Genomic DNA, 21033 nt, shown 5'->3' on the forward strand with positions numbered 1-21033 from the left:
GAGCGCACGATACGAGGCTACACCCACCGCGGCGACTTATCGTTCGCGCCGGGACTGCCGTGCTCGCGGTAAGTCGCCGCGGAGACGGTAAGTCGCCACGAAAGGGCGCGGCTCAGGCCGCGGTCTTGGCCACGAAATGCTGGCGGATGCTGCCCAGCCCCTCGATCTCGCTCGTCACGGTCTGCCCCGCCTCGAGATAGACCCGCGGGTTGCGGCCGAGGCCGACCCCGTCCGGCGTGCCCGTGAAGATCACGTCGCCGGGGAGCAGTTCGACCAGCGCCGACAGGCGCGCGATGAGCGTCGGGATCGGGAAGATCATGTCGCGGGTGCGGCCGTTCTGCAGCACCTCCGTGCTGCCGTCCGCGCGCGTCAGCGTGCAGCCGATGGCGAGATCCGATCGGTCGGAACTGCGTGCCAGTTCGTCGAGGGTGACCACGGCGGGTCCGATCGGTGCGAAGTTCTTGAGGGACTTGCCGATCGAGAACTGCGACGGGTCGCCCCAGAACTGCACCGTGCGGTCGCTGATGTCCTGGCCGATGGTCAGGCCGGCGACGTGGTCCCACGCGTCCGTTTCGGCGATGTCCCGGCCGCCCTTGCCGATCACGGCGACCAGTTCCACCTCCCAGTCGACGGTGTCGCCGGTGAGTTCGACCTCGACATCGGCTCCGGCGAAGCTCGACACGAACTTGGTGAACACCATCGGGTTCTCCGGCACGCTCAGCCCGGACTCCCCCGCATGGCTCGCGTAATTGAGGCCGATCGCGAAGACCTGCGGCGGACGCGGCACGGCCGGGCCGAGATCCCGGGCGTCGTACGGGACACCTGCCGAGGCGTCTTGGGCTGACGCCCATGCCACGAAGTCGTCCCACTGCTCGTACACGGCCTGCGGATGCGACGCGAAGCGTCCTCCGCTGGCGCTCTCGACATCGAGGGCGCGGTCGTCGGTGAGAAGAACGAGACGTCCGGAGAGGTTGGCGATGCGCAACGCTGCCTGCTTTCGTATCGAGACGGGAATGACGGAAACATCCGATGTCTCCGACGGTCCTTGAACTCTAGCGCGTGAGGAAGTCGCGGATGCTCACGCCCAGCGCCTGATCGGTCACGGCGCTCATGTGGTTGCCGGGGATCTCCACGTAGCGGGCGAGCGGCATCGCATCCGCCAGTTCCGCGCCCGACCCGAGGCCGTGATCGTCCGCGCCCATGACGACGAGCGTCGGGGTCGTGATCTCGGCGAGCTCCGCCTCCGTGGCGCCGACCGAGGTCTCCAGGACGAGCCGCAACGCGACGGGATCCCCGTCGTTCGTCTTCAGGAACGCCTCCGAGCGCCACTCCGCACTTCCGCGCCGATGGCTGCCCAGCCCCTCGAAGACGCCACGGTAGAACTCGTTGCGTTTGTCGACCTCCGTGATGCCGCCGAGCCCCATGCCGGCGACGACCGCGCGGCCCGGGTCTGCGCCGCGCACGAGCATCCGCACCGTCGTCCGCGCCCCGAGCGAATAGCCGCCGAGGTCGTAGTCGGTCAGCCCCAAGTGGTTGATCAGGGCGAAGGCATCGTCGGCGAGCACGTCGCGCGGATACCGCTCAGGGTCGTGCGACCTGTCGCTGGCGCCGTGTGCACGCAGATCGGGCATAATCACCCGGAACCCGGCCTCGGCCAGGATGTCGGCCGTTCCGTACCTGACCCAGTTGACGTATCCCGTCGAGAAGAAGCCGTGGATGAGCACCAGCGGACGGCCCTCGCCGAGCTCCCGGTACGCCAGGGTTGCACCATCGGCGGCGGGAAAGTGGTTCAGCGGCAGATCCGGACGACGAGGCACCCCTCAAGCCTACGGATGCGCGCCCGCTGTCGCGGACCCCTCGCTCACTCGACGGCCAGCGCCGCGACCGGAGACACCGTTCCCGCGCGCCGAGACGCGATCACACTGCACGCGAGCGTCAGCAGGATCCCGCCACCCACCACGACAGCGATCATCGGCCACGGCAGCGACGGCGCGACGAATCCGTGCACGAGGCTGCCCATCAGGGACTGGGCCGCGACCCAGCCATAGCATCCGCCGAGAACCAACCCGAAGACGACGGCTCCGACCGTGAGCTGTGCGCCCTCGACGAGGATCATCGTGCGCACCTGGCCGGTGCTGAAACCGAGCGCCCGGAGGAGGCCCAGTTCGCGTCGTCGCTGCAGCATGCCGACCGTGAGCGTGTTCACGAGTCCCACTGCGGCGATCAGCGCAGAGAAGCCGACGAGCACGGAGAAGACGTCGATGGTCAGACCGATCGTGCTGCTCATGGCGGTTCGTACCGCGGGCGACATGTGCACCTGATGCATCGTCGCCTCGCTGTAGGTGGTGAGCGCGACCGCGAACGTCGTGACGAGCGTCACGCCGATGACGAGGGCCATCGTCGCCCGCGTGCTGCGTTCCGGATACCGTGCCGCATTCGCCGTCGCGATGCGCGCGGCGGGCGATCGTCCGAACCAGGTGCCGACGACACGCAGGACCCACGGCATGATCCGCCCAGCCGCCGCGATGACCGCCGTGAAGGAGAGGATGCCGCCGAAGAACGAGATCACGAGCGCGAGCGGTGACAGCATCCCGGCCACGATGCCGATCACGACGAGTGCTGCGCCGACGACGAGCAGCACGATGGCCGCCGCCGTGCGCGCGGTGGGCGTGCGGGAGCCGTGCACCGGATCTGCGGCAGCCGCCGTCGCTTCCAGCGGCGAGACGGTCGTGACGGTACGGCATCCGACCCACGCGGCAAGCCAGGTGGTCAGGACGACGATGGCGAACGGCGCGGCGAGTGCCGGGTTCAGGATTCCGTAGCTCGTCTCCGGCAGCCAGCCCTGGCCGGTGCCGAGCGAGACAACGACACCCGCCGCGAGGACGCCGAGCGCGAGACCCAGTACGGCACCGACCGCACCGACGACGAGCCCTTCCAGAGCGAGTGCGCGACGGACCCCTGATGCCTCGGCTCCGAGCACGCGGATCAGGGCGATCGAGCGACGGCGTCCGGCCACGATCGTCGCGAAGGTGTTGGCCGTCACCACGGCAGCGACGTAGACGGCGAGCATCAGGAAGACCGCCGAGACCGATCCCAGCGCGATGGCGATGGTGCCGGACCCGGAGGCTGCCGATGCGGCGACCGCGCCCGAGATGATCACCGTCGCCTCGATGAGTGCCACGCCGAAGAGGGCACTCACCCCGGAGACGAGAAGTGTGGCGACGTTGTCGCGCAGCGCGCTGCCCGTGCGGAGTCCGCTCGAACCCTGCGAGGAGGCCGTCGCGGTTCCTGCGGTGGCGGTCATCGCGCCTGCTCCGTCGACAGCATCAGCTCGGCGACCTCGGCAGCGCCCAGGCGTGGTCCGTCGTGCACGATCCGGCCATCCGCGAGCATGATGATGCGGTCGGCGTGGCTCGCGGCGAGCGGGTCGTGGGTGACCATCGCGACGCTCTGGCCGTAGGAGGCGGAGGCATCCGCGAGCAGGGCGAGCACCTCGCGGCCCGTGCGCGAGTCGAGGTTGCCTGTCGGCTCGTCGGCGAAGATCACCGCGGGCCGTGTGGCCAGGGCCCTGGCGATCGCCACGCGCTGCTGCTGACCTCCCGAGAGCTCGTACGGCCGGTGGGTCGTGCGCTCGCCGAGACCGAGCGTGGCGACGAGCCGGTCGATCCAAAGCAGCTCGTCGGTGCCAGGACGGCGCCCGTCCAGGTCGAACGGCAAGCGGATGTTCGCCAGCACATCGAGCACGGGCACGAGGTTGAACGACTGGAACACGAATCCCGCCGCCCGTCGTCTGACGCGCGTGAGCTCTCGGTCGCTCAGCCCGGTGAGCTCGGCGTCACCCAGCCAGACGCGGCCGAGGGTCGGCGAATCCAGTCCGGCCATCATGTGCATCAGCGTCGACTTGCCGGATCCGCTGGCGCCGATGATTGCGGTGAACTGACCGGCGCTCAGGCCGATCGAGACGTCGTCGAGCGCCGTGACCGCGCTCGCTCCGGTGCCGTAGGTCTTGGTGAGGCCGGCGACACGCGCCGTCAGTCCCATGTCGGACGAAGTGATCTCCATGGGTACCGACGCTATGAGGCGGCGCCATCTCCCGGCATCCTGCGGCGGAGGCATCGTGGTCCGCCGCAGGGATGACATCCGGCGTCGGGTTCGTCTGAAGAATCGGGGTCGGAGAGCACCGCAGCCGGCCGCGAGTCGTCAGACACGGTCCTACTCGACGAGGCCGTTCTCGTACGCGTAGGCGACCAACTGCACCCTGTCGCGCAGGCGCAGCTTCGTGAGCACGCGCGAGATGTGCGTCTTCACGGTGGCCTCCGACAGGTACTCGTGCTCGGCGATCTCCGAATTGCTGAGCGCCTTGGCCGCCAGATCGAAGATCTGCCGTTCACGGGCGGTGAGAGTCTGCAACTCGATCGGCACTCTGCGGGGCTCCTGCGCCGTGAACTGTTCCAGCAGGCGTCGGGTGGCGGATGCAGCGATCACCGCGTTGCCCGCGTGGACCGTGCGGATGGCGGCCAGCAGGAACTCGGGGTCGGCATCCTTCAGCACGAATCCGCTCGCCCCTGCCTGGATGGCGCGCGCGGCGCTCTCGTCGACGTCGAACGTGGTCAGCACGAGCACGCGCGGCGTAGCGCCCAGCCCGAGCTCGACGATCCGTGCGGTGGCCGCGACGCCGTCGAGCTCCGGCATGCGGATGTCCATGAGCAGCACGTCAGGCCGCGCGACCGTGGCCAGCTGGACGGCCTCCACGCCATTGGATGCCTCGCCGGCGAACTCGAGATCCGCCTGCGACTCGATCAACATGCGCACTCCGGCGCGGAACAGCGCCTGGTCGTCCACCAGCCCGACTCGGATCCGCTCGCTCATTGCACAGCCTTCCCCACCGGCGCGGTCGGCAGCACGGTGTTCACCTCGTACACACCGCTCATCATGCCGCCCGCCGTGAGGCTGCCGCCTGCCAGCGCCGCACGCTCGCGCATGCCGGGAACACCGTGTCCGGCCGGCGGCGTCCCGTCAGCAGCCGTCATCGGCACGCTCTCCCTGCGCACGACGTTGCGCACCCGCAGGTGCAGCCCTTCGGGCTCCCAGAACACGTCGAGATCGACCGTCTCGCTCGGCTCGCCGTGCCGCAGCGCGTTGGTCAGCGCCTCCTGCAGGATGCGGTACGCCGCCATCCCGGTTCCCTGCAGCAGCGGTACAGGCGTGCCGCTCGTCGACTCGGCGATGTGCAGGCCGGCGCGACGCATACCGGAAATCAGCGCCGGCAGGTCGTCCAGCGACGGCTGAGGCCCGTCGGGCACCTCCTGGCGCAGCTGCGTCAGGAGCAGCCGAACCTCGGTGAGGGCCGAACGCGCCGTGGAGGAGATGGTGGCCAGGGCATCCGCCTGCACCTGCGGGCTGTCGGCTCCTGCATAGCGGGCGCCGTCCGCCTGGGCGATGACGACGGCGAGAGAGTGCGCGACGACGTCGTGCATGTCGCGCGCGATGCTCGTTCGCTCCTGCTCGATCGCGGACTCGTATGCCGCGCGCTGTGCAGCGACCGCGGCCTGCACCTTCGTCTCTCGAGACTGCCGCACGGTGCGGGCGAGGAGGCCGAGGGTCCAGCTGAGTCCGAAGAGCGTCACCGTGCCGATGCCCAACGCGGACAACGTCACGAGCGTGTGGGCGAGACCGCCGACCGGGTGGAAGTAGGAGTCACGCGAGGCGAGCGAGAGATACGCGGCGGCGATGAGACCACCGCCGATCGCGGATGCCAGGCCCAGCCAGCGCACCGTCCGACGCCCATAGGCCGCCGTCGCGTAGGCGACGCCGAGCACAGCCACATCGGCGGCGGTCATCGTCATCAGCGTGGCCATCTGCAGCAGCGCTGCCGCCCAGACTCCCGCGAGGGCGATCGGCGGCGAAAGCCTGCGTACCGCCAGCGACCCGCACATCAGCACGACGACCACGGGACCGACGAAGGGCGACCCGTTGGTCGCGTCCCAGATCGAGATCAGCAGGAGCAGCGACGCCACGACGATGTCGTAGATGAGCTGAGCTCTGCTGATGGAACGGATCACCCGTCAACGGTACGCGGTGCGGACGCCCGACACCGGGCGATCAGGCCCGAATCATCCTGCAGACGGATGCCCGTGCATCCGCAGCAGCATCCCCCGCGCAGCCCTGTCGATCACTGCGTCAGAAGCCGAGACGACCCAGCTGCTTCGGATCCCGCTGCCACTCCTTGGCCACCTTGACGCGGATCGAGAGGAAGACCTGGTGACCTACGAGCGGCTCGATCTGCGTGCGTGCCGTCTCCCCGATCGCACGCAGTCGCGATCCGCCCTTGCCGATGACGATCGCCTTCTGGCTGTCCCGCTCGACGAAGAGGTTCGCGTAGATCTCGGTGAGGGGTTTGTCCTCCCGCTCCACGATGTCGTCGATCGTCACGGCCAACGAGTGCGGCAGCTCGTCGCGCACGTCTTCCAGCACGGATTCACGGATGTACTCGGCGATGCGATCTTCGAGCTGCTCATCGGTGATCGTGTCGTCCGGATACAGCTGCGGCGACGACGGAAGCAGCGCGATCAGCTCGTCGACGAGTTCGTCGAGCTGATGACCGCGCACGGCGGACAGCGGGATGATCAGGTCCCACTCGCGTAGTTCGGAGACCGCGAGGAGTTGATCGGCGACGGCCGCCTTGGAGGCGATGTCCGTCTTCGTGACGATCGCGACCTTCTTCGCTCGCGGATACTCGTCGAGTCGCTCGTTGATGAAGCGGTCGCCAGGACCGATCTTCTCGTCGGCCGGCACGCAGAATCCGATCACGTCCACGTCGCCCAGCGTCGACTGCACGAGCGAGTTGAGCCGTTCGCCGAGGAGTGTGCGCGGCCGGTGCATGCCGGGGGTGTCCACGACGATGAGCTGGCCGTCCGGCCGGTTGACGATGCCGCGGATCGCTCGCCGTGTGGTCTGCGGCTTCGAACTGGTGATGGCGACCTTCTCGCCCACGAGCGCGTTCATGAGCGTCGACTTGCCCACATTGGGTCGGCCGACGAACGAGACGAAGCCTGCCCGGAACACCCGTCCCTCCCCGGCCTCTTCTCGTGCCGCTTCGCCCTTCGGGCGCTTCTGCCTGCTCATCGGTCGTGTCCTCTCCCCCGCGTGCCCGCCTGGGCGGGGATCGGTCCGGTGTGATGTTCGTTGGAGGTGCGGTCGCCGTCGGATGCCGCGTCCAGGTCGAACAGCGTCCTGTCCCTCTGCACGACGACGGTGCTGATCCGGCGGGAACGACCCTCCGAGCGCTCGGCGGTGAGCCGCAGGCCGCCAACGGTCGCCACGGATCCCTCCACCGGCAACCTGCCCAGCGCCTTGGCCAGCAGGCCGCCGACGGAGTCGACGTCGTCATCATCGAGCTCGAGTCCGAAGAGGTCCCCCAGCTCGTCGACGGCGAGCCTGGCGCTCACGCGATACGTGTCATCCCCGAGCGGTTCGACGAGCGGCACCTCATGGTCGTATTCGTCGGAGATGTCGCCGACGAGCTCCTCGATCAGGTCCTCCAGCGTGACGAGCCCCGCGATCCCTCCGTATTCGTCCACCACCATCGCGAGGTGGTTGGACTCGACCTGCATCTGGCGCAGCAGCGCGTCGACGTTCTTCGACTCGGGCACGAACAGCGCGGCACGCGCGAGATCCGCGATGCCGGCCACGTCCACGTCGAGGGGCCGTTCGTACGCCTGCTTGGCGACGTCGCGCAGGTACAGGATGCCGAGCACCTCGTCCGCATCATCGCCCACCACGGGCATGCGCGAGACCCCCTTGGCGAGGAAGAGGCTCATCGCGGCGGCGACAGTGGCATCCGCGTCGACGGTGATCATGTCGGTGCGCGGGATCATCACCTCGCGCACCAGGGTCTCGTTGAACTCGAAGATGGAGTGGATGAGCTCGCGGTCGTCCTCCTCGAGCACTTCGAACTCCGCGGCCTCGTCCACGATGCTGAGCAGCTGCTCCTCGTTCACGACCGCGGCCGACCGCGCCCGTGACGGGGTCACGCGATTACCCAGCTTCACCAGGCCTCGCGCGATCGGTCCGATGAGCACGCGGATGCCGTGCACCAGCCATGCTGTCCCCGTCAGCAGCCCTTTCGCGTGGGCTCGTCCCACACTGCGCGGGCTCGTCCCGACGAGCACGAAGGATGCCCCCGTCATGATCGCCGCCGACAGGATCAGCGCCAGCCACCACTGCGGGAAGATGCTCGCAAACGCGAGCGTGACGAGAACCGCGGCCGTCGTCTCGGCGATGATGCGGCTGAAGCTCACGGCGTTCAGATGGGCGCCGGGATCGGCGGCGATCGCCTCGAGGGAGCGTCGAAACCGCGAGATCTGTGCGAGCTCCGCGATGTCCGCACGAGACTGCACCGAGATCGCGGCATCGACAGCGGCCATGAGTCCTCCGAACGCCACCAGGAGCAGCGCGATGACGAAGAACAGCGCGATCACGGCACGCCGCCTATCGTCGGCGTTCGGCGACCGCGAAGCCCACCAGGATGTCGCGCTGGATGGCGAACATCTCGCGCTCCTCCTCCGGCTCGGCGTGGTCGAATCCGAGCAGGTGCAGGATGCCGTGCGCCGTCAGCAGCTTGAGCTCGTCCATCAGGTCGTGTCCCGCGGTCTCCGCCTGTGCACCCGCGACCTGCGGGCACAGCACGACGTCGCCGAGCAGTCCGGCGGGCGTCGGCTCGTCCTCGGTTCCGGGACGGAGCTCGTCCATCGGGAAGCTGAGCACGTCCGTGGGGCCCGGCTCGTCCATCCACTGCACGTGGAGCTGTTCCATCGCGGCCTCGTCGACGAGCAGGATCGCCAGCTCCGCCTCGGTGGACACGTGCATCATGTCGAGCGCGTAGGCGGCAAGGCGCTGCAACGCCGCCTCGTCGACCTCGATCGCGGACTCGTTGTTGACTTCGATGCTCACGGTGTCCTGCTCGTTCTCGTCGGGATGGTCGCTGGGATCGGTGCCCGCTCCCGGGCCTGCGGAGGCGTCATCGACGCTTGGGGAGATGGTCCCGCGGGGACCCAGCCCTGCGCTCTGCGCGGTTCGCGAACTCCCGCGCCTGCTCGCGTTCGTAGTGGTCGGCCTGCTTGCGCGCGTCGTACTCCGTGTAGGCGTCCACGATCCGTCCAACGAGCGTGTGCCGAACGACATCGTCGCTGGTGAGCCGAGTGAAGTGGATGTCGTCGATGCCGTCGAGCACGCGCGTCACCAGCCGCAGGCCGCTGGCGGCGTTCGGCAGGTCGATCTGCGTGATGTCGCCGGTGATGACCATCTTGGATCCGAATCCGAGACGCGTAAGGAACATCTTCATCTGCTCCGGCGTGGTGTTCTGCGCCTCGTCGAGCACGATGAACGAGTCGTTGAGCGTGCGACCGCGCATGTACGCCAAGGGAGCAACCTCGATCGTTCCGCTGGCGAGCAGCTTGGGCACCAGCTCGGGGTCCAGCATCTCGTTGAGCGCGTCGTACAACGGACGCAGGTACGGGTCGATCTTGTCCGTCAGGGTTCCGGGGAGGTATCCGAGCCGCTCCCCGGCCTCGATGGCCGGGCGCGACAGGATGATCCGGTTGACCTCCTTGCGCTGCAACGCCTGAACGGCCTTCGCCATCGCCAGGTAGGTCTTGCCGGTTCCGGCGGGTCCGATCCCGAACACGATGGTGTTCTGGTCGATGGCGTCCACATACTGCTTCTGCCCGAGCGTCTTGGGACGGATCGCCTTGCCGCGCGTCGTGAGGATGACCTGCCCCAGCACATCCGCCGGCCGCGTTCCGCTCTCGATGATGCGAGCAGAGCTCGCCACCTCGACCGGGCTGAGGTCCTGTCCCTCGCGCACCATGATCAGCAATTCCTCCACGAGTCTGCGTGCGGATTCCACCTGTTCCGGATCGCCGGCGATGGAGATGTCATTTCCCCGCACGTGCACGTCTACCAGCGGGTACTGCTTCTCGAGAGTCGTCAGGAGGCGGTCCTGGGCTCCCAGCAGCCGCACCATGGCCACACCGTCGACGTGCAGGCGGGCCTCAGAGCCCTCTGGCGCGACACCGGACGGTGCCTGCGCCTCATCACTTCGAGCCAAGGGTTCCTTCCGCAAGACCTCCGGCGAGCACGTGGGCGTGCACGTGGAAGATCGTCTGACCGGCTGCCTCGCCGGTGTTGAACACGAGACGGAACTCGCCGTCCGCCTTCTCGTCGGCGATCTGCTTCGCCACCTTCACGAGGTGCGCGAGCAGTTCGGGGTCGGCTGCCGCGAGCTCGACGACATCGCCGAACGCAGCCGTCTTGGGCACCACCACCACGTGCACGGGGGCCTGCGGTGCGATGTCGTTGAACGCGATCACTCGGTCGTCCTCGTACACGACATCGGCGGGGATCTCCCGGTCGATGATGCGCGTGAAGATGCTCGGCTCGGTCTGCGTCATGGCGTCCATTCTACGAAAAGGGGACGCTCACCGGTCAGGAAAGCAGCGTGGTTCGCCGCAGGCGTGACTTCCGCCCTGTTGACCGTCCCGCCGTACGTCCGTTGCGGATCCACGGTCTACCAGCGGTGCAGCGCGACGTTGAGAAGTGCGATGGCCGCAGGCCCCGCGCTCGACGTGCGCAACACAGACTCGCCCAGCCGCACCGACGTCGCGCCCGCTGCTGCCAGTCGCTCCGATTCCTCGGGAGCGATCCCGCCCTCCGGGCCGACGACGACCACGATGTCCCGATCGTCCGATTCCTCGAAGCGGATGCCGCTGAGCGGCTCGTTCGCGCCCGGCTCGAGCACGAGAACCCGGCTCGTCGCCACCGACTGCACCAACTGGACGGATGTCACCGGTTCGTGCACCTCAGGAATCCAGGGCCGCATGGACTGCTTCGACGCCTCGCGCACGATGGCCGTCCAGCGCTGAACTCCCTTGCGCACCTTGTCGCCGCTCCAGCGCGACACGGATCGGGATGCCTGCCACGGCACGATCGCGTCGACGCCGAGCTCCACGGAGGTCTGCACGGCCAGCTCGTCGCGGTCGCCCTTCGCCAGGGCCTGGACCAGCACCAAGCGCGGTCGGGGTGCAGGGAGGTGACGCACGGCATCCGCTCGCACGACCACACGGGACGGATCGGCGACGAGCACCTCGCCGTCGACCACGAGCCCGCGTCCGTTCGACACGGTCAGTGCATCACCCACCCGCGTGCGGCTCACCGAGACGATGTGCTTGGCCTCCTGGCCCGCCACGACGATGTCGGCGCCGGGCTCGGCATCCGCGAGCTCCTCGAGCAGGTACAGATTGGCCATGCCTGCCTTCTTACAGGAAACGGTCGCGGAGCTTGGCGAACAGGCCCTGCTGGAACCGCGCGAGGGTGGGGGTCTCGGCCTTGTGGTGCGACGCGAACTGCTCGATGAGCTCGCGCTCCTTGCGGTCCAGCTTCGTCGGTGTGACCACCTGGATGCCGACCCGAAGGTCGCCGCGTCCGGTGCCGCGCAGGTGGGTGATGCCCCTGCCCTTCACGGTGATGACGTCTGCGCCCTGCACCCCCGGCTTGAGCTCGACGTCGATGTCTCCGTCGAGGGCTTTCACCTTCGCGTGGGTGCCGAGCACGGCATCCGCCATGGACACGCTGAGCGTGCACAGCAAGTCGTCTCCGTCGCGGCTGAAGATCTCGTGGTGGCGCACCTTCATCTCGAGGTACAGGTCACCGTTGGGGCCGCCGGCGGGGCCTGCCTCGCCGCTGCCCGGCATCTGGAGCCGAAGTCCCGTGTCGACACCGGCGGGGATGTCCACCGGCACCGTTCGGCGCGCACGCACACGTCCCTGTCCCTGGCACGTGACGCACGGCGTGGCGATCACAGTGCCGTAGCCGCGGCAGGTTCCACAGGGCGAGGAGGTCATCACGTTGCCGAGGAGCGAGCGCACGGTGCGCTGGATGCTGCCGGTTCCGTGGCAGATGTCGCACGTGACGGGCGCGGTGCCTGGCTGACAACAGGATCCGCCGCACGTCTCGCACACGACTGCGGTGTCCACCTCGAGGTCGCGGTGCGCGCCGAAGATGACCTCGTCGAGGTCTACCTCCACGCGCAGCAGGGCATCCTGTCCGCGCTCGCGGCGGGACCGAGGACCGCGTTGCGATCCGCCGGCTCCCCCACCGAAAAACGTCTCGAAGATGTCGCCGAACCCGCCGAAACCGGCGCCGTCGAATCCGCCGGCCTGCGGACCGAGGTCGTACTGCTGGCGCTGCTGAGGATCGCTGAGCACGTCGTAGGCGTGCGTCACGAGCTTGAATCGCTCCGACGCCTCAGGGCTCGGGTTCACGTCGGGGTGGAGTTCGCGGGCGAGACGGCGGTACGCCTTCTTGATCTCGTCGGGGCTGGCGTCGCGAGAGACACCGAGGACTTCGTAATGGTCGGCCACGAAGGGGGATTCCTTAACTCTGGGGGTGTGAAGACGGGGGCTGCCGCTGTTCGATCGGGGTCATTCCCCGAGAACGCGGGAGAGATAGCGGGCGACCGCGCGCACAGCGGCCATGTTGTTGGAGTAGTCCATGCGCGTGGGACCGAGCACGCCCAGCCGGGCGACGTCGCTGCCGTGCCCGGCGTATCCGCTCGCGACCACGGAGGCCTCTGAGAGGGGCACCGACGCATTCTCGCGTCCGATCCGCACCGCGACGCCGTGCTGATCCTGCGCCATCTCGCCGAACAGCTTCAGCAGTTCGACCTGCTCCTCGATGGCCTCGAGCACCGGGGTGACGCTGCCGCTGAAGTCGTGCTCGGTGCGCACCAGATTCGCCGCGCCCGCCATGATCAGCCGTTCCTGCCTTGTGCCCTCGATCTGATCGACGATCACCTGGCAGAGGGATGCCGCGACCTCGCGCCGCGCCTGCGTCCAGCGCTCGGCAGGCAGCCGCTCGGCCAGCGAGCGCAGCACGGATGCCGCGTCCGACAATCGCAGACCGGCCGCCTCCGCGTTGACCCGCGCCCGCAACTCGGCGAGGGCGTCCTCGGACAGCTCGCCTTCCGGCTCCGCGATGCCCTGCTCCACGACGCCCGAATCGGCGATGAGCACGCACAGCACGCGCTGCGGAGCAAGAGGCACGAACTCGATGTGACGCACTCTGGCGCGAGACACCGAGGGATATTGCACAAGCGCGACCTGCTGCGTCAGCTGTGCGAGCAGGCGCACCGTTCGGGCGAGCACGTCGTCGACGTCGACGGACTGGCCGAGGAAGAGCTCTATGGCCTGCCGTTGCGCGCTGGAGAGCGGCCGCAGTTCGGACATCCGGTCGACGAACAGGCGGTAGCCCTTGTCGGTGGGAACTCGACCGGAGGACGTGTGCGGAGCCGCGATGAGCTCCTCTTCCTCGAGAGCCGCCATGTCGTTGCGGATGGTCGCGGCCGAGACACCGAATCCGTGGCGCTCGACGATGCTCTTCGATCCGACGGGCTCGCGGGAGGCGACGTAGTCCTGCACGATGACCCGCAGCACTTCGAGACTGCGTTCCGACACCATCGCGATCGCTCCCTCCCGCTCCTGAAGTCCGTCGACCGTCTTCGTGCGCGGGATCCGGTGGTGACCGACGCCTGCTGGCACTCACGGCATTCGAGTGCCAATCATATCGTGCGGTCCTCGACCCGCGCTGAGCCGCGCCGCAGGGTGCGCGGCACGGCATCAGACGCGAACGGGGCGAGGATGTCCTCCCCGCCCCGTTCGTCGACGTCACCGCTTCGCACATTCGGCGGCCCCGGCCACGCGATCAGTCGAACGTGACCGTGACCTTGCCGTCCTTGATCGTGATGTCGGCGCTGGTGTATCCGGCGCCGGCGTCGATGCTCTCGGATCCCTGTCCGCCGTCATACGTCTCGCCGGTGATCGTGGCGGTGAACGAGCCGCCGTCGAGCTTGAACTGGTTGTAGCTGTCGGAATCGTCGACGACGACCTTCGGATACGCGGTCACCTTGACCGCGACACTCGACCCGCTGGACATGACGTTCTGCGTGTAGCCCAACTCGATGCCGCAGTCCTCGATGTCGTAGTAATCGGTGAGCGCCGCGCACTTGTCGAAGTGGGCATTCACCTGCTGCTGCACGGCATCGATGTACTTCTGCGACGGCGTCAGCTTCACTCCGGAGATGCTGGTCGCAGCGTCGGGCGCGACGGTGATGTCGGTCGAGGACGACAGCGTGTAGTACTCGTTCGGTGCGCTGAGCGTGTACACGCCCGGGTAGGCGACGAGATCGTACGTGTCCGAGGTGACGGCGACGTCCCCGCCCTTCAACGCGTATCCGGCATCGCTCGACACCGACGAGTCGGACAGCGCGGGCAGGTGGTAGGTGAGTCCTTCGCGGACGAACCAGCCGTTGGCATCCTTGTCGAGCTCGATCGTGTCGTGGTACGACTTGCCGTCGAGCTGGAACGCCACGCTCGCATACGTCAGATCGGACGACCGGCTGGAGACCGTTTTGGTCACCTGCACGTGCGTGATCCTCTTCGTGGCCTTCGAGAGCACCGCATCGGTCAGAAGCTCATCGTTCTTCGTCGACGGCGTGACGCGCGCCAGACGGTCGGCTGTCTTCGCATCTCCGTGCGCGATTGCGTCGACATACTGCTGCGCAACGGGCCTGGCGCCACTGTTCGCGGCGAGAACCACGATCAAGACGACGGCCGCGACGCCCAGCACGATGAACGCGCCGACGCCGCCGATCAGCCACCACACCCACGCACGCACGCCCTTCCGCGGCCGCGCAGGAGGCTGGATGCCGTAGGGCGTCGGCTGTCCCTGCTGCGGATACGGCGGTCCGGGCGGATACGGCTGTCCCGTCTGTGCCGGCTGGCCGGGCTGCCCGGGATACGGCTGCGTCTGGCCGGCCTGCGCCGGGTACTGCTGCGCCTGGCCCGGCTGCACAGGATACGGCTGCGCCTGCCCGGGCTGCGGGGGGTGCTGCTGCGTCGACCCGGACGCGGGATACTGCTGCGCCTGGCCAGGCTGAGCGGGATACAGTGCCGGCGCTTCGGCCGGCTGCGTCGGATACTCCTGTCCTGCCTGCGGAGAAGCGGATGCCGGTACCTGGGCATCCGCTTCCTGCGCACCGTTCACGGATGCCGCAGCCTGATGGGCCTCGGGTGCGGTGGAGGACGCGGCACCGGAGGCGGGGAGCGCCTGCGCGTCGCCGGCGACGGGCACGGCGGGCGGATCGGCGATGGTCGGGAGAGAAGCCGCCTCCGCGGCCGGGGTCGGGCTCTGTAGCGCGCCATTTTCGGGCGCCGGGGCGGCGTTCTGGCCGTCCTGATCGGTCACTGCTGGTCTCCTCATCGGCTGAACCGCTGCTGTGCGCGCGGTGAAAGGAGCCTCAGGATACCGACCCGAGTTGTCTACCGCGAAACCGGGCGTCACGAACGAAGCTCTGGTAGCGATCAGCCCACTCCGCTCCGTGACGGAGACCTTTGCGGCCGGACAGTCGTGGGCAGTACCGTAGCGCTAACTCGCGCGGCGACGTGGCTGTGCAGGCCCGTTCCCGCCCAGAGCGAGACAGCGACCGAGCCATCGAAAGGCACAGTGCCATGAGCGATCCCAACAGCCCTGAGCAGCCAGGACAGCCCGCGCAGCCGGGCCAGCCGCAGCAGCCAGATCAGCCCCAGCAGCCGCCTGCTCCGCAGCCGCCGCAGGCTCCTCAGCCGCCCCAATACGGGCAGCCGCCCCAGTACGGCCAACAACCGCAGTACGGGCAGCAGCCTCCGCAGTACGGGCAGCAGCCCAACGGCCAGCAGCAACCGTACGGACAGCAGCAACCGCAGTACGGTCAGCAGCAGCCGTACGGGCAGCAGCCCTATGCGGCTCCCGCCCAGCCGCTGAGCCCCGAAGGCGACAAGTCGGCGGCGATGTGGGCGCACATCGGCGGCATCATCGGGTTCCTTCCGTCGCTCATCATCTGGCTGGTGCTCAAGGACCGCGGACCGCGCACGAATGTCGAAGGCAAGGAAGCCCTGAACTGGCAGATCACCTTCACGATCCTCTATGTCGCCCTGTGGATCGTCGTCTCGATCATCAACGGCATCTTCTACGCGGTCGGGCTGTGGTTCCTGCCGCCGATCATCGGACTCTTGCCGCTTGTCCTGTGGATCTTGAACGTGATCTTCTCGATCATCGGCGGCGTCCGGGTGAACGCGGGTGGCAGCTACCGCTACCCGTGGAACTTCCGTTTCATCAAGTGACCAAGCGCGGCTGCTGAGCAGCACGAGGAGCCCGGGACGGCGCGCCGTCCCGGGCTCTTCCCCTGCGAGCCGTCGTGCCCTATGTTGTTGGCGCGAAGCGTCGCGCACTGTGACGCGGCCATTCGAAGGAGTCAGTGATGAGTAACGTCCCTCCCCCGCCCCCACCGCCCCAGAACCCGTACCAGCAGCCGCAGCAGCCTCTCAATCCCTCCGATGAAAAGCTGTGGGCCATCCTCGTCCACGTGCTGGGCATCTTCTTCAGCTTCATCCCGGCGCTCATCGGCTACCTGGTGCTCAAGGACCGCGGTCCGTTCATCCGTCAGCACACCGCCTCGGCACTGAACTTCCAGCTCACGATGCTGATCGCCTACATCGTCGGGTTCATCCTGACGTTCATCATCATCGGCATCCTCGTCATCCTTGCCGTCGAGGTGCTGATCATCGTCTTCAGCATCATCGCCGCGGTTCGCGCGAACCAGGGACAGCCGTACAACTATCCGCTGTCGATCCCGTTCGTGAAGTAAAGTCGCCCGCTACGCCACCAGCCGACGCACAACGGCGTCGGCCAGCAGCCGCCCTGTCCTGGTCAGTTCCACCGACCCGTGCAGGGCGGCTTTGGCATCCACGAGTCCGTCGGCGATGAGGCCGGCGACCGCCGATCGCCCCGCACCATGCAGCGCCGAGACCGGCAACCCTTCGCGGATGCGTACGCGTAACAGGACGTCTTCGAACTCGCGGGTGGTGGCATCCAGCGTCTCGCGGCCGGCCGCCGGCGATTCTCCGGAGATGACGCGCTGAGCGTATGCCGCCGGATGCTTCACGTTCCACCACCGCACGCCGCCAACATGGCTGTGCGCACCGGGTCCGACGCCCCACCAGTCGTGGCCGAGCCAGTACGCGAGGTTGTGCCGGGACCGGTGCGCGGCATCCTTCGCCCAGTTGCTCACCTCGTACCACTGGAAGCCGGCGGCCTCGAGCCGCTCGTCGACGAGTTCGTACATGTCGGCCTGCAGGTCCTCGTCGGGCTCCGGCACCTCGCTGCGGCGGATCTGCCTGGCAAGCTTCGTGCCGTCCTCGACGATGAGCGAATAGGCAGACAGGTGGTCGGGGTCGCATGCCAGCGCCGCCTCGACGGATGTCTGCCAATCCGTCAGCGACTCCCCCGGCGTGCCGTAGATGAGGTCGAGGCTCACCTGGAGGCCCGCATCCTTCGCCCACTGCACCACGAGCGGGATCCGCTCCGGATCGTGGGTGCGCTCGAGGGTGCGCAGCACGTGCGGCACGGCGGACTGCATGCCGAACGAAACCCGGGTGAAGCCGGCGTCGGCGAGGTCGGCAAGGTAGCGGGCATCCACGCTGTCGGGATTCGCCTCGGTCGTCACCTCGGCGCCCGGCACGAGGCCGAACGTCGATCGCACCGCACCGAGCATCGACGCGAGGTCGGCGGACGGCAGGAGAGTGGGCGTACCGCCCCCGAAGAAGACCGTCGCGGCCTCACGGCTCGCCACAGCGGAGCGTTCCAGCACCTCCGCGGCGAACGCCACCTCGGTCGCGGCCTGCTCCGCGTAGTCGGCCTGGCGGACGCCACGGAGTTCGGTGGAGGTGTACGTGTTGAAATCGCAGTATCCGCACCGCACACGGCAGAACGGCACATGGAGGTACACGCCGAAATCCCGTGAGCTCGCATCGACGGCCGCGGATGCCGGAAGCAGGCCGTCCGATGGGGCGGGATCAGCGATCGGCAGTGTGCTCGGCATGTTCGACCCGTGCGATGGCCTCCGCAGCGGGGTCGCGGTGCATCTGCACATCGACGGACGGAATCGTCGCTGTCGCCTCATCCGTCTCACCGGCCGCCGAGGCCTCTGCGATGACCGGGTTGCCCGTCACTGGATGCAACGCCCGGAGATAGCGCTTGGCGAGCTGCGACTGTCCGATGCGCACGAACGGCGCGATGAACGCCTTGGCACCCCCTGCCGTCCTCGAGAACGACCGCATCGTGAGCCACACCGAGTCGTCGTCGCGCTTCTCGAGCACGAAGGACTCTTCGCCGGAGAGCGGATGCCCGTGCATCGTCCCGTAGCCGAATCCGACGCGGTTCTCCTCCTCGATCACATAGACCACACGTACGGGCGCGTTGAGGTGGAAGGGTCCGAACGGCACCCGCAGCAGCGCCGTCATGCCGTTGGAGATGTACGGATGCCCGTCCTCGTCGAACACCGCCTCCGTGCCGCGATGGCGCTCGAGACGCTCCGGCGTTCCATCGTCCGCATAGCGCACACCGGCGTATTCCTCGCCGGTGCCGGGATCCACGCTGACGACCTCGACGTCGCTGCCGCGCTGCACGCCCCAGGTCATCAGGGCGCGGGACGAGGTCTCGAAACGGTCGTCGCCGCTGCCCAGCCTGATGGACCGCGCGTATGGACGGTATCCCTTCGGCGGATGCTGCGTCAGGTCATGAGCGAGCGTCGCGCCGACGGCGGCGTAGGTCACCGGTTGATCGGTGAAGGTACTTCGGCGCATAGCGTTCGTGGACTCGTCCTTCGTGTCAGCAATGGGCATTCGTCGGGACGAACCCCGCGCCCCCGTTTCGCCCAGGCAGTCTAGCCGACGTTGCCGGAGGCATCCTCACCGGGCTGCACGAGGCCGAGCTCGTATGCAGCGGGCATCCTCTCCGGCCTCGCAGCAGACGCTCTGCTGTTCGCCGCCAGTCTGTGGGTGGCGATCGTGACGGCAAGGGCTCCGAGGGATGCCTGGCGTGGCGCGTTCGACGGGGACCGGCACACCGAGCGGGTCGCCGTCGGGTGACGGGTGGAGGCGCCCGGCTCGGACAGCCTTGAGCACCTCCACCGAACTTCTACTTGGACTTGTCCTTGCCCTCGACGTCGCCGGACAGCGCCGCGATGAACGCCTCTTGGGGGACCTCGACGCGACCGACCATCTTCATGCGCTTCTTGCCCTCCTTCTGCTTCTCGAGGAGCTTGCGCTTACGCGTGATGTCTCCTCCGTAGCACTTGGCGAGCACGTCCTTGCGCATGGCGCGGATGGACTCGCGGGCGATGATCCGCGCGCCGATCGCTGCCTGCACCGGAACCTCGAACTGCTGGCGCGGGATCAGCTTCTTCAGACGCTCGGTCATCATGACCCCGTAGGCGTAGGCCTTGTCGCGGTGGACGATCGCACTGAACGCGTCCACCTGCTCGCCCTGCAGCAGGATGTCGACCTTCACGAGATCCGCCTCCTGCTCGCCGGACGGCTCGTAGTCCAGGCTCGCGTAGCCCTGCGTGCGGCTCTTCAGCTGGTCGAAGAAGTCGAAGACGATCTCTCCCAGCGGCATCGAATACCGGATCTCCACCCTGTCTTCGCCCAGGTACTCCATGCCGAGCAGGGATCCGCGGCGGGACTGGCACAGCTCCATGACGGTGCCCACATAGTCCTTGGGCGTGAGGATCGCCGCCTTCACGACCGGCTCGCTCACCGTCTTGACCTTGCCCGTCGGATACTCGCTCGGGTTCGTCACCGTGATCTGCTTGCCGTCCTCCGTCGTGACCTCGTAGATCACGCTCGGCGCAGTCGTGATGAGGTCGAGGCCGAATTCGCGCTCGAGGCGCTCGGTGACGATCTCGAGGTGCAACAGACCGAGGAATCCGCAACGGAATCCGAAGCCGAGCGCGACGGAGGTCTCCGGCTCGTAGACGAGGGCGGCATCCGAGAGTTTGAGCTTGTCGAGCGCCTCGCGCAGGTCGGGGTAGTCGCTGCCGTCGATCGGATACAGGCCGGAGAAGACCATCGGCTTGGGGTCCGTGTATCCCGCGAGCGGATCGGATGCCGGCTTGGTCGCGTTCGTCACCGTGTCGCCCACCCGGGACTGGCGCACGTCCTTCACACCGGTGATCAGATAGCCCACCTCACCGACGCCGAGGCCGCGAGTGGGGGTCGGCTCCGGCGAGCTGACCCCGATCTCGAGCAGCTCGTGGGTGGCACGCGTCGACATCATCTGGATGCGTTCGCGCGCGGTGAGCTGCCCGTCGACCATGCGCACGTACGTCACGACACCGCGGTAGCTGTCGTAGACGGAGTCGAAGATCATGGCCCGCGCCGGAGCATCCTTCACCCCCGTCGGCGCGGGAACCAGCGCCGTCACACGGTCGAGCAGCGCATCGACGCCTGCCCCGGTCTTGCCGCTGACACGCAGCACGTCATCGGGACTTCCGCCGATGAGATCCGCCAGCTCGCGCGCGTACTTCTCAGGCTCCGCAGCAGGCAGATCGATCTTGTTCAGCACAGGGATGATCGCGAGGTCGTTCTCGAGCGCCAGATAGAGGTTCGCGAGCGTCTGCGCCTCGATGCCCTGTGCGGCATCCACGAGCAGGATCGCGCCCTCGCAGGCCGCCAGGGATCGCGACACCTCGTAGGTGAAGTCGACGTGACCGGGCGTGTCGATCATGTTCAGGGCGTACGTGTCGCCCTCGAACTGCCACGGCATGCGCACTGCCTGGCTCTTGATGGTGATACCGCGCTCGCGCTCGATGTCCATGCGGTCGAGGTACTGCGCGCGCATGGCGCGCTCCTCGACCACACCGGTCAGCTGCAGCATGCGGTCGGCGAGCGTGGACTTGCCGTGGTCGATGTGCGCGATGATGCAGAAATTGCGGATGCGCGCAGGGTCTGTCGCGGCGGGCTCGAGGGCCGTTGTGGCACGTGGGGACATCGTTCGGCAATTCTCCCATGAACCGTCGGATGCTCCGCGCGGCGACGGAACGGGTCTCGCCTCGCCTCAACGGGACCATTCGGTGCGCGGCGCTCCACGGTCGATCAGAAA

The 21033-nt window shown here is 67.9% G+C and carries 21 protein-coding genes; 3 read left to right on the top strand and 18 right to left on the bottom strand.

Translation table 11 applies throughout. The annotated features are described in order from the left end of the window. Window positions 1–112: 112 nt before the first annotated feature. The 15 genes from ACX9R5_RS12840 to ACX9R5_RS12910 form a co-directional block, all read right to left on the bottom strand. Window positions 113–985, bottom strand: coding sequence for a fumarylacetoacetate hydrolase family protein (locus tag ACX9R5_RS12840; RefSeq protein ID WP_459409421.1), 873 nt, complete (start codon window positions 983–985; stop codon window positions 113–115). Window positions 986–1052: 67 nt separating this feature from the next. Continuing rightward, complete coding sequence (locus tag ACX9R5_RS12845; protein ID WP_459409422.1) at window positions 1053–1817, bottom strand: alpha/beta fold hydrolase; 765 nt, start codon at window positions 1815–1817, stop codon at window positions 1053–1055. Between the two features lie 44 nt (window positions 1818–1861). Continuing rightward, window positions 1862–3304 (bottom strand): ABC transporter permease, encoded by a 1443-nt coding sequence (locus ACX9R5_RS12850; protein WP_459409423.1) that lies wholly within the window; start codon window positions 3302–3304, stop codon window positions 1862–1864. Continuing rightward, window positions 3301–4062 (bottom strand): ABC transporter ATP-binding protein, encoded by a 762-nt coding sequence (locus tag ACX9R5_RS12855; RefSeq protein ID WP_459409424.1) that lies wholly within the window; start codon window positions 4060–4062, stop codon window positions 3301–3303. The genes ACX9R5_RS12850 and ACX9R5_RS12855 overlap by 4 nt, the downstream gene beginning before the upstream one ends. A 150-nt stretch (window positions 4063–4212) precedes the next feature. Beyond that, window positions 4213–4869 carry a response regulator gene (locus ACX9R5_RS12860; RefSeq protein ID WP_459409425.1) on the bottom strand — a complete coding sequence of 219 codons (657 nt, stop codon included), beginning with the start codon at window positions 4867–4869 and terminating at the stop codon, window positions 4213–4215. Continuing rightward, a complete protein-coding gene (locus tag ACX9R5_RS12865; RefSeq protein ID WP_459409426.1) occupies window positions 4866–6062 on the bottom strand; it encodes a sensor histidine kinase in 1197 nt (398 codons plus the stop codon). The genes ACX9R5_RS12860 and ACX9R5_RS12865 overlap by 4 nt, the downstream gene beginning before the upstream one ends. Window positions 6063–6180: 118 nt before the next feature. Beyond that, window positions 6181–7125, bottom strand: a complete 945-nt coding sequence (gene era, locus ACX9R5_RS12870; RefSeq protein ID WP_459409427.1) for a GTPase Era — start codon at window positions 7123–7125, stop codon at window positions 6181–6183. Continuing rightward, window positions 7122–8480 carry a hemolysin family protein gene (locus ACX9R5_RS12875; protein WP_459409428.1) on the bottom strand — a complete coding sequence of 453 codons (1359 nt, stop codon included), beginning with the start codon at window positions 8478–8480 and terminating at the stop codon, window positions 7122–7124. The genes era and ACX9R5_RS12875 overlap by 4 nt, the downstream gene beginning before the upstream one ends. 10 nt (window positions 8481–8490) lie before the next feature. Then, a complete protein-coding gene (gene ybeY, locus ACX9R5_RS12880; RefSeq protein WP_170023994.1) occupies window positions 8491–8952 on the bottom strand; it encodes an rRNA maturation RNase YbeY in 462 nt (153 codons plus the stop codon). 67 nt (window positions 8953–9019) lie between these two features. After that, complete coding sequence (locus tag ACX9R5_RS12885) at window positions 9020–10024, bottom strand: PhoH family protein (protein ID WP_459409683.1); 1005 nt, start codon at window positions 10022–10024, stop codon at window positions 9020–9022. A gap of 70 nt (window positions 10025–10094) precedes the next feature. Next, window positions 10095–10451 (bottom strand): histidine triad nucleotide-binding protein, encoded by a 357-nt coding sequence (locus ACX9R5_RS12890; protein ID WP_459409429.1) that lies wholly within the window; start codon window positions 10449–10451, stop codon window positions 10095–10097. Window positions 10452–10567: 116 nt separating this feature from the next. After that, a complete protein-coding gene (locus tag ACX9R5_RS12895; protein WP_459409430.1) occupies window positions 10568–11305 on the bottom strand; it encodes a 16S rRNA (uracil(1498)-N(3))-methyltransferase in 738 nt (245 codons plus the stop codon). A gap of 10 nt (window positions 11306–11315) precedes the next feature. Continuing rightward, a complete protein-coding gene (gene dnaJ, locus ACX9R5_RS12900) occupies window positions 11316–12419 on the bottom strand; it encodes a molecular chaperone DnaJ (protein ID WP_459409431.1) in 1104 nt (367 codons plus the stop codon). A gap of 60 nt (window positions 12420–12479) precedes the next feature. Further along, window positions 12480–13514 (bottom strand): heat-inducible transcriptional repressor HrcA, encoded by a 1035-nt coding sequence (hrcA, locus tag ACX9R5_RS12905; protein ID WP_459409684.1) that lies wholly within the window; start codon window positions 13512–13514, stop codon window positions 12480–12482. Window positions 13515–13758: 244 nt separating this feature from the next. Beyond that, window positions 13759–15300 (bottom strand): hypothetical protein, encoded by a 1542-nt coding sequence (locus tag ACX9R5_RS12910; protein WP_459409432.1) that lies wholly within the window; start codon window positions 15298–15300, stop codon window positions 13759–13761. 263 nt (window positions 15301–15563) lie between these two features. Here ACX9R5_RS12910 and ACX9R5_RS12915 point away from each other — a divergent pair, with 263 nt between their 5' ends. Next, a complete protein-coding gene (locus ACX9R5_RS12915; RefSeq protein WP_459409433.1) occupies window positions 15564–16214 on the top strand; it encodes a DUF4870 domain-containing protein in 651 nt (216 codons plus the stop codon). A gap of 137 nt (window positions 16215–16351) precedes the next feature. After that, window positions 16352–16738 (top strand): DUF4870 domain-containing protein, encoded by a 387-nt coding sequence (locus ACX9R5_RS12920; protein WP_459409434.1) that lies wholly within the window; start codon window positions 16352–16354, stop codon window positions 16736–16738. Between the two features lie 9 nt (window positions 16739–16747). Here the strand turns inward: ACX9R5_RS12920 and hemW are convergent, their stop codons facing one another. After that, window positions 16748–17971 carry a radical SAM family heme chaperone HemW gene (gene hemW / locus ACX9R5_RS12925; protein ID WP_459409435.1) on the bottom strand — a complete coding sequence of 408 codons (1224 nt, stop codon included), beginning with the start codon at window positions 17969–17971 and terminating at the stop codon, window positions 16748–16750. Next, window positions 17946–18734: a DUF1990 family protein gene (locus ACX9R5_RS12930; RefSeq protein ID WP_459409436.1), complete on the bottom strand. Its 789-nt coding sequence runs from the start codon at window positions 18732–18734 to the stop codon at window positions 17946–17948. The genes hemW and ACX9R5_RS12930 overlap by 26 nt, the downstream gene beginning before the upstream one ends. A gap of 90 nt (window positions 18735–18824) precedes the next feature. On the opposite strand from ACX9R5_RS12930, the gene ACX9R5_RS12935 reads away from it, so the two are divergent. Next, window positions 18825–19019 (top strand): hypothetical protein, encoded by a 195-nt coding sequence (locus tag ACX9R5_RS12935; protein WP_459409437.1) that lies wholly within the window; start codon window positions 18825–18827, stop codon window positions 19017–19019. Between the two features lie 49 nt (window positions 19020–19068). Here ACX9R5_RS12935 and lepA read toward each other — a convergent pair whose 3' ends face one another. Beyond that, complete coding sequence (lepA, locus tag ACX9R5_RS12940) at window positions 19069–20922, bottom strand: translation elongation factor 4 (RefSeq protein WP_459409438.1); 1854 nt, start codon at window positions 20920–20922, stop codon at window positions 19069–19071. Window positions 20923–21033 lie beyond the last annotated feature (111 nt).

It is taken from the genome of Rathayibacter sp. CAU 1779 (assembly GCF_054551755.1).